This is a genomic window from Achromobacter sp. DMS1, from assembly GCF_001270295.1.
The window spans coordinates 1-12,101 of record NZ_LHSJ01000119.1; the positions used below are offsets into that span (position 1 = coordinate 1).

Annotated in this window: 9 protein-coding genes and 2 pseudogenes; all 11 read left to right on the forward strand. The window is 67.6% G+C overall.

Going from position 1 to position 12,101, the window contains the following annotated elements:
• Positions 1–101: 101 nt before the first annotated feature.
• A pseudogene (locus tag AD428_RS14760) lies at positions 102–1,322 on the forward strand (chemotaxis protein CheW); the annotation flags it as partial.
• A gap of 16 nt (positions 1,323–1,338) precedes the next feature.
• The gene (gene cheW / locus AD428_RS14765; RefSeq protein ID WP_053245669.1) at positions 1,339–1,839 is read left to right on the forward strand and encodes a chemotaxis protein CheW; all 501 of its coding nucleotides are present in this window, start codon (positions 1,339–1,341) and stop codon (positions 1,837–1,839) included.
• An 87-nt stretch (positions 1,840–1,926) separates the two neighbouring features.
• Positions 1,927–3,642: a methyl-accepting chemotaxis protein gene (locus AD428_RS14770; RefSeq protein ID WP_053245670.1), complete on the forward strand. Its 1,716-nt coding sequence runs from the start codon at positions 1,927–1,929 to the stop codon at positions 3,640–3,642.
• An 8-nt stretch (positions 3,643–3,650) separates the two neighbouring features.
• A complete protein-coding gene (locus AD428_RS14775) occupies positions 3,651–4,505 on the forward strand; it encodes a CheR family methyltransferase (RefSeq protein ID WP_053245671.1) in 855 nt (284 codons plus the stop codon).
• A 16-nt stretch (positions 4,506–4,521) separates the two neighbouring features.
• The gene (locus AD428_RS14780; RefSeq protein ID WP_053245672.1) at positions 4,522–5,580 is read left to right on the forward strand and encodes a protein-glutamate methylesterase/protein-glutamine glutaminase; all 1,059 of its coding nucleotides are present in this window, start codon (positions 4,522–4,524) and stop codon (positions 5,578–5,580) included.
• A 45-nt stretch (positions 5,581–5,625) separates the two neighbouring features.
• Positions 5,626–6,015 carry a chemotaxis response regulator CheY gene (cheY, locus tag AD428_RS14785; RefSeq protein ID WP_053245673.1) on the forward strand — a complete coding sequence of 130 codons (390 nt, stop codon included), beginning with the start codon at positions 5,626–5,628 and terminating at the stop codon, positions 6,013–6,015.
• A gap of 8 nt (positions 6,016–6,023) precedes the next feature.
• Positions 6,024–6,656 (forward strand): protein phosphatase CheZ, encoded by a 633-nt coding sequence (gene cheZ, locus AD428_RS14790; RefSeq protein ID WP_053245674.1) that lies wholly within the window; start codon positions 6,024–6,026, stop codon positions 6,654–6,656.
• Positions 6,657–6,879: 223 nt separating this feature from the next.
• On the forward strand, positions 6,880–8,424 hold the full coding sequence (locus AD428_RS14795) for a methyl-accepting chemotaxis protein (RefSeq protein ID WP_369798764.1): 1,545 nt from the start codon (positions 6,880–6,882) through the stop codon (positions 8,422–8,424).
• Positions 8,425–8,567: 143 nt separating this feature from the next.
• The gene (gene flhB, locus AD428_RS14800; protein ID WP_053245676.1) at positions 8,568–9,722 is read left to right on the forward strand and encodes a flagellar biosynthesis protein FlhB; all 1,155 of its coding nucleotides are present in this window, start codon (positions 8,568–8,570) and stop codon (positions 9,720–9,722) included.
• 3 nt (positions 9,723–9,725) lie between these two features.
• Positions 9,726–11,840, forward strand: a complete 2,115-nt coding sequence (gene flhA / locus AD428_RS14805; RefSeq protein ID WP_053245677.1) for a flagellar biosynthesis protein FlhA — start codon at positions 9,726–9,728, stop codon at positions 11,838–11,840.
• Between the two features lie 2 nt (positions 11,841–11,842).
• A pseudogene (locus AD428_RS14810) lies at positions 11,843–12,101 on the forward strand (flagellar biosynthesis protein FlhF); the annotation flags it as partial.

A 12,101-nucleotide genomic window follows, 5' to 3' on the forward strand; every position in this document is an offset into this window, starting at 1 on the left:
GGTAGCGCACCCATTCTTTCTGGGGCCGGGCGCCGATGGATTCGTAGAAATCGATGGCCGGGGCGTTCCAGTCGATCACCCAGGCATCGCGCGCCACCCGCGCGCCGGCGCCGGCGCACGCGGACAAGGAGTCCACCTCCATCCGTGTCGGCGTCGAAAAGGTGGACCAGGTCATCAACCTGGTGGGTGAGCTGGTCATCACGCAAGCCATGCTGGCGCAGACGGCCTCCACGCTGGATCCGGTGCTGCACGACCGCCTGCTCAACGGCATGGAACAGCTTGAGCGCAATGCCCGCGACCTCCAGGAGGCCGTGATGTCCATCCGCATGATGCCGATGGACTACGTGTTCAGCCGCTTTCCCAGGCTGGTGCGCGACATCGCCAGCAAGATGGGCAAGCAGATCGAACTGCAGACCTACGGTCGCGCCACCGAACTGGACAAGAGCCTCATCGAGCGCATCATCGACCCATTGACGCACCTGGTGCGCAACAGCCTGGACCACGGCATCGAGACGCCCGAGAAGCGCGTGGCCGCCGGCAAGGATCCGGTCGGCCAGCTGGTGCTGTCGGCGCAGCACAACGGCGGCAATATCGTGATCGAGGTGAGCGACGACGGCGCCGGCCTGAACCGCGAAAGAATTCTCAAGAAGGCCATCGCCCAGGGGCTGCCCGTCAACGAGAACTCTCCCGACGACGAGATCTGGCAGCTCATCTTCGCCCCGGGTTTTTCCACGGCGGAGAAGATCACCGACATCTCGGGCCGCGGCGTGGGCATGGACGTGGTGCGCCGCAATATCCAGGACATGGGCGGCCACGTGCAACTGTCGTCCCGGCCGGGGCAGGGCACCACCACCCGCATCGTGCTGCCGCTGACGCTGGCCATCCTCGATGGCATGTCGGTGCGGGTCGGCGAGGAAACCTTCATCCTCCCGCTCAACCACGTGACCGAATCGCTGCAGCCCACCAACGACCAGATCTACTCGGTGGCCGGCAACGAGCGCGTGATGCACGTGCGCGGCGAGTACCTGCCGCTGGTGGAAATGCACCGCGTGTTCTCGGTCTGCGGCGCGCAGACCGATCCCACGCAGGCCATCGCGGTCATCATGCAGGCCGAAGACCGCCGCTTCGCGCTGCTGGTGGACCACCTCATCGGGCAGCACCAGGTGGTGGTGAAGAATCTCGAATCGAATTACCGCAAGGTTCCCGGCATCTCCGCCGCCACCATCCTGGGCGATGGCAGCGTGGCGCTGATTGTCGACGTTTTTGCGCTGGCGCGCGCCAACCGCGAGCGTTGGTCGCAGCCCGAAGCCATTCTGAATTGACGGAGAGAAACCACTCATGGCAGCCAAACCGCAAGCGCAGTCCGCGCGCAATGAGGACGTAGGCAGCGAATTCCTCGTGTTCACGCTCGGCGCCGAGGAATACGGCATCGACATTCTCAAGGTGCAGGAAATCCGCGGCTACGACGCGGCCACCGTCACCCGCATCGCCAACGTGCCGCCTTTCATCAAGGGCGTGACCAACCTGCGCGGCATCATCGTTCCCATCGTCGACCTGCGCATCAAGTTCAACCTGGGCAGCGTCGACTACAACGAGCAGACGGTGGTCATCATCCTCAACCTCGAGCGCCGCGTGGTCGGCATCGTGGTCGACGGAGTGTCCGACGTGCTCATGCTCAACGCGGGGCAGATCCGCCCGGCGCCGGAGTTCGGCGCCACGCTGTCCACGGAATACCTCACCGGCCTGGGCACGGTGGACGAACGCATGCTGATCCTCGTGGACATCGAAAAGCTGATGACCAGCGACGAAATGGCGCTGGTGGAGAAGGTCGCTTCCTGATCGGAGACGGCCGGCAGGGCACAGGCGCCGCGTCAGGATCGATGCGGCGCTTTTCCTAACTACTGCACCCTGGGAGTGGTTCCTGTGATGCGCAAGTTTTTTGCGAACATGACGATACGCGGCAGCCTGCTGTGGGTGCTGGCGTTCTTTTCATTCATGTTGGTGATCGGCGCGGCGTTGGGGGTTCTGTCGCTGCGGGTCAGCAACCAGACTCTGGCGGAGATCAAGCAGGCGCAGGAGCTCGACGACGCGGTCAGCCGCGTGGTGGGAAGCTACAAGGATACGCTCAACAGCCTGGGCCGCGCGGCCACTTCCAACTACGGCGACATCGTGCGCAACATCGGCCAGCCCGTCCTGGTGTCGCAGGGCCTGTCCGGCGAGGCGGCGGGCATGCTGCAGCGGGCGAAGTCGGCGCTCAACAAGACGCAGACCGAGTTCGAATATTACAAGACGCTGCCCAAGCCCGACGACGCCGAGGCGGCGCCCATTCTCAAGGAAATCGAGGACGCGTATCTCGTGCTGGCGCAGCAGGGCCTGGCCCCGCTGGTGACGGCGCTCGAGAAAGCCGACATGCCGGGCTACCAGACGCAGGTCCAGATGGTGCAGGACGCCCTCGAAAGCCGCTTCGCGCGTGCCGTGGACGCTTTCGACTTCTGGCGCACCGGCAAAATGACCGATGCCCACGAAGTGGCGCAGGTCCGCTACCGCTACGTGCTGATGGCCGTGGCGGCGGGCGGCGTCATCGCCGCGCTGCTGGTGTTCGCGACCTATGTTTTCCTGCGGCGCCGGGTGCTGCGCCCGCTCACCGACGCGGGCCGGCATTTCGACCGCATCGCGGCCGGCGACCTGACGGCGCGCGTCGAAGTGCGCAATGCCAACGAGATCGGCCAGCTCTTCTCGGCGCTCAAGCGCATGCAGGAGAGCCTGACGCGCACGGTGGCGGCGGTGCGCCGCGGGGTGGACGAGATCACGGTGGGTTCGCGCGAGATTGCGGCGGGCAACACGGACCTGTCCAGCCGCACCGAAGAGCAGGCGGCGTCGCTGGAGCAGACGGCGGCGTCGATGGAAGAGCTGGCCTCGACGGTCAAGCAGAACGCGGACAATGCGCGGCAGGCCAACCAGCTGGCGGCCAGCGCGTCGGACGTGGCCGAGCGCGGCGGTCAGGCGGTGTCCGAGGTGGTGAGCACGATGCAGAGCATTTCGGCCAGCTCGAGCAAGATTTCGGAGATTGTGTCGGTGATCGACGGCATCGCGTTCCAGACGAACATTCTGGCGCTGAACGCGGCGGTGGAGGCGGCGCGGGCGGGCGAGCAGGGCAAGGGTTTCGCGGTGGTGGCGGGCGAGGTGCGTTCGCTGGCGCAGCGCAGCGCGCAGGCGGCCAAGGAGATCAAGGGCCTGATCGAAGACTCGGTGAACAAGGTGGGGGCGGGCTCGCAGCAGGTGGAGCGCGCCGGGGCGACGATGCAGGAGATCGTGGCGTCGGTGAAGCGTGTGACGGACATTATGGGCGAGATTTCGGCGGCGTCGGAAGAGCAGTCCAGCGGTATCGACCAGGTGAACCGGGCGGTGTCGCAGATGGACGAGGTGACGCAGCAGAACGCGGCGCTGGTGGAGGAGGCGGCGGCTGCGGCCGGTTCGCTGCAGGAGCAGGCGCAGCGGCTGGCCGAGGCGGTGTCAGTGTTCAAGATCAACGCGGGCGAGGTCATCGAGGTGCCCGCCCAACGCCTGGCGGCCAGGCCGCAGGCCGCTGATGAAGACCATACGCGCTTGCGGGCCTCCGACTCGCTCGCGCTGGAACACTGAGGGCAGACGTGGCGACGGCAGCGGGTTTCGCGCCGCCTTCCGGGGCGGAGCGCCAGTTCGATTTCCGGGATGCGGACTTCTCCCGCGTGCGCAAGATGATTCATGCGCGCGCGGGAATATCGCTGGGCGAGCACAAGCGCGAAATGGTCTATAGCCGCCTGGCGCGCCGCCTGCGCGCGCTGGGCCGGCAGGACTTCGCCAGCTATCTCGATCACCTGGAGCGCGAGCCCGAAGCCGCCGAATGGGAAGACTTTGTCAATGCGCTCACGACCAACCTGACGGCATTCTTCCGCGAGGCGCATCACTTTCCCATCCTGGCCGAGTTCGCGCAGCGCCGCGGCGGGCCGGTTTCGGTCTGGTGCTGCGCGGCGTCCACAGGAGAGGAGCCGTATTCCATCGCCATCACGCTGACGGAGGCCCTGGGCTCGCGCGCCGGCGCCAGCAGCGTGCTGGCCACCGATATCGATACCAATGTGCTGAATCGCGCCCGCGCAGGGGTGTATCCGGCCGAACGCGTCGCCAAGATGGAAGAGAGCCGCCTCAAGCGCTTCTTCCTCAAGGGACGCGGCGCCAACGCGGGCCAGGTGAAGGTGCGCCCGGAGCTGGCGGAAATGGTGCGCTTCGAAACTCTCAATCTGCTGGCGCCTTCATGGCCTATCCACGAGAAGTTCGACGCCATTTTCTGCCGCAACGTCATGATTTATTTCGACAAACCCACCCAGGCGAAGATCCTGGAGCGGTTTGTCCCGCTGCTCAAGCCGGGCGGCCTGCTGTTTGCCGGCCATTCCGAGAACTTCACGTACATCAGTCGTGATTTCCGCTTGCGCGGCCAGACCGTGTACGAGTGCACCAGCCAGGCCTGAGAAGTTCGAGGACAAGATGCAGAAGATCAAGGTTCTTTGTGTGGACGATTCCGCGCTGGTGCGCGGCCTGATGACGGAGATCATCAACAGCCAGCCGGACATGGAAGTGGTGGCCACGGCGCCCGATCCGCTGGTGGCTCGCGAGCTCATCAAGCGGCACAACCCCGACGTGCTGACGCTGGACGTGGAAATGCCCCGCATGGACGGGCTCGATTTCCTCGAGAAGCTGATGCGCCTGCGGCCCATGCCCGTGGTCATGGTGTCGTCGCTGACCGAGCGCGGCGGCGAAATCACGCTGCGCGCGCTGGAGCTGGGCGCCATCGATTTCGTCACCAAGCCCAAGCTCGGCATCCGCGACGGGCTGCTGGAGTACACCGAGATCATCGCCGACAAGATCCGCGCCGCGTCGCGGGCGAGGCTGCGCTCGCCCGCGCCCCATGGCGCGCCGGCCGCGCCGCCGCCGATGCTGCGCCGGCCGCTGGCCAGCTCGGAAAAACTGGTGATCGTGGGCGCTTCGACGGGCGGCACCGAAGCCATCCGGGAGGTGCTGATGCCGATGCCTCCGGACAGCCCGGCCATCCTGATCACGCAGCACATGCCCGCGGGCTTCACGCGCTCGTTCGCGCAGCGGCTCGACGCCCTGTGCGCGGTGACGGTGCGCGAGGCCGTGCATGGCGAGCGGGTGCTGCCGGGCCACGTCTATCTGGCTCCCGGCGGCGACACGCACATGCGGCTGGGCCGCAGCGGGGCCAACTACATCGTCGAGCTGGACGCCAGCGAGCCGGTCAACCGGCACCGCCCGTCGGTCGATGTGCTGTTCAACTCGGCGGCGGCCGCGGCGGGCAAGAACGCCATCGGCGTGATTCTCACCGGCATGGGCAAGGACGGCGCCGCGGGCATGCTGGCCATGCGGCGTGCCGGCGCGCACACCATGGCCCAGGACGAGGCGAGCTGCGTGGTGTTCGGCATGCCGCGCGAAGCCATCGCCATCGGCGCGGCCGAGGAGGTGGTGCCGCTGTCGGCGATGAGCGAGCGCATTCTGACGCGTCTGGGCGACCGCGGCCACCGCGTCTGATGCGGGCAGGGCGGGCGTCCGGAAACATTTCTTTTGGAGTAGAGCATGGTAGACAAGGGCATAAAGATTCTCGTGGTGGATGACTTCCCCACGATGCGGCGGATCATCCGCAACCTGCTGAAAGAGCTGGGCTTCGAGAACGTGGACGAAGCCGAAGACGGCGCCATCGGGCTGGAAAAGCTGCGCAACGGCGGCTTCCAGTTCGTCGTCTCGGACTGGAACATGCCCAACATGGACGGGCTGGAGATGCTCAAGCAGATCCGCGCCGACGCCGCGCTGGCGTCGCTGCCGGTGCTCATGGTGACGGCGGAAGCCAAGAAGGAGAACATCGTTGCCGCCGCCCAGGCCGGCGCCAACGGCTATGTGGTCAAGCCTTTCACGGCGGCGACGCTGGAAGAGAAGCTCACCAAGATCTTTGAGAAAATTGCCGGCTGAGGTGCGCCATGAGCACAACGGAAAACGTCGTCCCGGCGGAATCGCCTGACCTCATCCATCGCATCGCCTCGCTCACCCGCATGCTGCGCGACAGCATGCGGGAGCTGGGACTGGACCAGGCGATCAAGGACGCCGCGGACGCCATTCCCGACGCACGCGACCGGCTGCGCTACGTGGCGCAGATGACGGAACAGGCCGCCAACCGCGTGCTGAACGCCACCGAGGCCGCCGGCCCGATCCAGGACAACCTCTCGCGCACGGCGCAGGAGCTCGACGGCCGCTGGCAGCAGTGGTTCGACCAGCCGCTGGAGCTGCCGGAAGCGCGCGAACTGGTCCAGGACACGCGCAGCTTCCTGCAGGACGTGCCGCGCCAGACGCAGCAAACGCAGTCCAAGCTGATGGAAATCATCATGGCGCAGGACTTCCAGGACCTCACCGGCCAGGTCATCATGCGCATGATGGACGTGGTGGGCGCGATCGAGCGCGAGCTGCTGCAGGTGCTGCTCGACAACGTGCCGCAGGAACGCCGCGACGACGCGAACAGCCTGCTGAACGGTCCCCAGGTCAATCCGCAAGGCAAGGCCGATGTGGTAACCAGCCAGGACCAGGTCGACGATCTGCTCGCCAGCCTGGGCTTCTGACCGCCTGCCCAGGGGACGCGCCGCCGGACATGCCCGCCGGCGGCGCGCCTTTTTGCGCGATCAATGCCTGAAATTAATGCTTGATTTCCCTAAGGGCGCGTTCTTGCGCGCCTGGATAGACTCTGCTCCATAAAAAAGAAAAAGATCGGGGCCTTGCGGCAGGCAGGTTCCGGCGCGGACCGTCGATTGCACTGCGGCCGCGGCCGGCAAGAGGAGGTGGATCGTGAGCAGAACCTTTGTCCGGTTCGGGGGCATGTGGGCCTTATTGCGCCGGCTCAACCGGGGCGAGGCCACGCTGGCGGCGCGCGCGCTGTCGTTCAGCCCTTCGGCATGGCCGCTATACCGCTTCCTGGCGCAGGTCCGCGAGCGCATCATCACCATCCGGCAATCCGGCATCGAGATCGCGCTGAACGCGGCCCGCACGCAATTCCAGGCCCAGCGCTGCGCCGCGCTGGCCCAGGAACAAGCGCAGGCGGCACAGGCGCTGGCCGCCAGCGGCCAGCAGATCGCGGACCTGTCGGCCTCGACCTCTTCCCACGCCCGCGACATCGCCGCCCTGTCGGGCAGCAACCTGGGCGCGGCCGAACATGCGCTGGCCGAGCTTTCCGACGTGAAAGCGCGCGTGGACCGCATGAACCGCGAAATGACTGCGTTTGCCGAAGTGGTGGCCCAGCTCACCGAGCGCGCCCGTTCCGTGGGCGACATCAGCAAGCTCATCCGCGACGTCGCCCTGCAGACGCAGCTGCTGGCGCTGAACGCGGGCGTGGAGGCCGCCAGGGCCGGGGACGCCGGCCGCGGGTTCGCGGTGGTGGCCAGCGAGGTCGGCAAGCTCGCCGAGCGCGTCAACAGCGCCACCGGCGACATCGGCCAGCACACCGGACAGATGCTGACGCTGGTGGAATCGACGCGCGCGCAGACCGCCACGCTGCGCGAAGACGTGGAGGCGTCCGGCACGGTGCTGGATGGCACGCTGGCCGACTTCGGGCGTTTCGTGCAGGACTTCGGCGCCATGAACCGGCAGGTCGAGGCCGTGGTGCAGGCCATCGGCGAAGTCGACCGGACCAACCGGGCGATGAGCGGCGAGGTCGGGCGGATCGCCGCGCTGAGCGGGGATGTGCGCGAGCGCGTGGCCAGCATGTCGGGCCAGATCGAGCGCATACGCCGCCAGACCGAGAGCATGCAGGAGGTGCTGGCCGGCATGCGCACGGGCGGCACGCCGTTCGACCGGCTTTCGGACACGCTGGAGTCATTCCGGGACGCCGCCCAGGCCCTGCTCGAGCGCGCCTGGCGCGCGGGCCGCGACGTGTTCGACCGCCAGTACCGGCGTATTTCCGGCGGCGAGCCGGCCCGCTACCATACCGCCTACGACCGGCACATCGACGCGGAGCTTACCCGCCTGCTCGACGCGGTGCTCGACGCCGTGCCGGCGGGCGCCTATGCGCTGCTGGTCGATGCGCGCGGCTATGCGCCCGCGCACAACAGCCGCTATTCCCACGAGCCCACCGGCGATCCGCAGCACGACCTGGCGCGCTGCCGGCACAAGCGGATCTTCGACGACCCGGTCGGCGCGCGGCTGGCCGCCAACGACGGCCCCATGCTGTTCCAGACCTATCCGCGCGACACCGGGGAAATCGTCAACGATATTTCCCTGCCGGTATTTCTGGGGACGGAACATTGGGGCGCGGTGAGGATCGGACTGGATTACGCCCGCTACGCCAGCGAGGCGGCCGCCGGGCGCGCGCCGGCGCCGGCCTGGGCGGCGGGCTGAAAGCCGGAACGAAGGGGCGCGCGGGGGAATAGCGCCGCTTTCCCCCCGTTTCTTGGCTGATCGGTTCGCCGGCCGGCCTCCTAGAATCTCGGCGGACGCTTCGCCAATCCCGCAATCCGCGAAGCGCACTCGATCCGCAGAGCATGGCCGACGAAAGCGACCTCGAAAAAACCGAAGCCGCCTCTCCACGGCGCCTGGAAAAGGCGCGCGAGGAGGGGCAGATCGCGCGTTCGCGGGAGCTGGGCACCTTCATGATGCTGGCCGCCGGCGTAGGCGCGCTCTGGGCGGGCGGGGCCGCCATCTACCGCGGCCTGAGCGGCGTGTTGCGCAATGGCCTGGCCTTCGACCAGCGCGTCACCATGGACCCCGGCGTCATGGTGGAGCAGGCGGCCGAGGGCTTCTGGCATGGGCTGTTCGCCGTGCTGCCGGTATTCGGCCTGCTGGCGGTGGTGGCCGTGCTGTCCAGCGTGCTGCTGGGCGGCATCGTGATTTCGGGCAAGCCGCTGCAGCCGAATTTCTCCAAGCTCAGTCCGCTGGCGGGCATCAAGCGCATGTTTTCCGCGCAGACCCTGGTGGAGCTGGTGAAGGCGCTGGCCAAGGCCCTGCTGGTGGGCGGCGTGGCCGTCTGGGTCCTGTGGCGCTATCACGACGACATGCTGGGCCTGATGCACGTGGCGCCCTCGGCCGCGCTGATCCGGGCGCTGGACTTGGTGGCCCTGTGCTGCGCCTGCATCGTGGCGTCGCTGCTGGTGATCGTGGGGCTGGACGTGCCCTGGCAGATCTGGAGCCACCTCAAGAAGCTGCGCATGTCCAAGGAAGACGTGCGCCAGGAGCACAAGGAAAGCGAGGGCGATCCACACGTCAAGGCGCGCATCCGCCAGCAGCAGCGGCAGATGGCGCGCCGCCGCATGATGGCCGAAGTGCCCAATGCCGACGTGGTGGTCACCAACCCCACGCACTACGCCGTGGCCCTGCGCTACGACGAAAGCAGGAACGGCGCGCCGCGCGTGCTGGCCAAGGGAACGGGGCTGATCGCCGCCAAGATCCGCGAGCTGGCCAACCAGCATCGCGTTCCCACCCTGGAAGCGCCGCCGCTGGCGCGCGCGTTGCATGAACATGTCGAGCTCGGCCAGGAAATCCCTGTCGAGCTCTATACCGCCGTGGCCGAAGTGCTGGCGTGGGTGTTCCAGTTGCGCTCCTGGCGTTCGGGCTGGGGCGCGGAACCCGTCGCGCCGAGCAACCTGGCCGTGCCGGCCGAACTCGACCCGCAGGCCAAGGCCGCGGCGCAAGGAGCTTGAGGAATGAGCGCACTGCTCTCCATGTTGAAGACGAACGGGGCCGCGCACGCGCGGCTGCTGGCCGGGCCCATCCTGATCGTGATGGTGCTGGGCATGATGGTGCTGCCGCTGCCCACCTTCCTGCTGGACCTGCTGTTCACGTTCAACATCGCCCTGTCGGTCATGATCCTGCTGGTGGCGATGTTCACGCGCAAGCCGCTGGACTTCGCGGCCTTTCCTTCGGTGCTGCTGTTCGCCACGCTGCTGCGGCTGTCGCTGAACGTGGCGTCCACCCGGGTGGTGATGCTCAACGGCCATACCGGGCCGGACGCGGCGGGCAAGGTCATCGAGGCCTTCGGCCACTTCCTGGTGGGGGGCAACTTCGCGGTCGGCATCATCCTCTTCGTGATCCTGACCATCATCAACTTCATCGTCATCACCAAGGGCGCGGGCCGCATCGCGGAAGTCGGCGCGCGCTTCACGCTGGACGCCATGCCCGGCAAGCAGATGGCCATCGACGCCCACCTGAACGCCGGGCTCATCGGTGAGGAAGAGGCGCGCAAGCGCCGCGCCGAAGTGGCGCAGGAATCGGACTTCTTCGGCTCCATGGACGGCGCGAGCAAGTTCGTCCGGGGAGACGCCATCGCCGGCCTGCTCATCATGGCGATCAACATCTTCGGCGGGCTGATCGTGGGCGTGGCGCAGCACGACCTGTCGATGGGCGAGGCCGCGCGCGTCTATACGCTGCTGACCATCGGCGACGGCCTGGTGGCCCAGATCCCGGCGCTGGTCATCTCGACCGCGGCGGGCGTGGTCGTGTCCCGCGTGGCCACGGACCAGGATATCGGCCAGCAGATGATCAGCCAGCTGTTCTCGAATCCGAGCGTGATGTTCCTGACGGCGGCCATCATTGGCATCATGGGCCTGATTCCCAACATGCCGCATATCGCTTTCCTGACGCTGGCGGCCGCGCTGGCCGGCGGCGGCTGGATGCTGCACAAGCGCAGGCTGGAGGCCGAGGCCAAGGCCCAGGAGGTGCCGCCCCAGGCCATTACCCAGGCCCAGGCGGCCGCGCAGGAAGCCAGTTGGGACGACGTGTCGATGGTGGACCAGCTCGGGCTGGAGGTGGGCTACCGCCTGATCCCGCTGGTGGACCATGCCCAGAACGGCGAGCTGCTGCACCGCATCCGCAGCCTGCGCAAGAAGTTCGCGCAGGATGTGGGCTTTCTGCCGCCGGTCGTGCACATTCGCGACAATCTCGAACTCAAGCCCAACGACTACCGCATCCTGCTGTCCGGCGTGGAAGTGGGCCGCGGCGTGGCCATGCCGGGCCAGTGGCTGGCCATCGACCCGGGCGGCGTGTCGGTCCAGATCAAGGGCACGCCCACCACCGATCCGGCCTTCGGCCTGCCCGCGCTGTGGATCGACGCCAGCCTGCGCGACCAGGCCCAGGTGGCGGGCTACACGGTGGTGGACGCCGGCACGGTGGTGGCGACGCACCTCAACCATCTGATGCACCGCCACGGCTCCAGCCTGCTGGGCCGCCAGGAAGTGCAGCAGCTGCTGGAGCGCATCGGCCGCGAGGCGCCCAAGCTGGTCGAAGACCTGGTGCCCAAGACGCTCTCGCTCACGGTGCTACAGAAGGTGCTTCAGGGGCTGCTTGCCGAGGAAGTGCCCATCCGCGACATGCGCACCATCATCGATACGCTGTCCGAGCACGGGCCGCGGCTGGCGGCGCAGGCGGCCGCCACCGGCGGGCAGCCCGACGTGCAGGAACTCATCGCGCTCACGCGCCGCTCGCTGGGCCGGGCCATCACGCAGCAATGGTTCCCTGGCGAGGGCGAATTGCGTGTCATCGGCCTGGACGTGAAACTCGAGCGCGTGCTCTCGCAGGCCATGACCACCAGCGGCGGGCTCGAGCCCGGCCTGGCGGATACCCTGCTGCGCGAGACGCAGGCCGCCCTGGCGCGCCAGGAATCGCAGGGCAATGCGCCGGTGCTGCTTGTGTCGCCGGTGCTGCGCGCGCCGCTGTCGAGGTTCCTGCGGCATCACCTGCCGCAGCTCGGCGTGCTGTCGAACACGGAAATTCCGGATGAGCGCATGGTCCGCGTGACCGCGCTCATCGGCGGAGGTAACTGAGCATGAAGATAAGCAGGTTTGTGGGCGCCAATAGCCGCGAGGTCATGCGCCTGGTGCGCCAGGCCCTGGGGCCGGATGCCCTGATCGTTTCCAACCGCAGCGTCGAAGGCGGCGTGGAGGTGCTGGCGACGGCCGACGGCGCATTCGACGAGCCGGCCGCGGACATGGCCCAAGGCCAGGGACAGGCCCAGGGGCATGCGCATGGCCAGGGCCACGCGGCCGTTGCGTCCACGGCGCCTGGCGCGGCGGACGGGTGGGGTA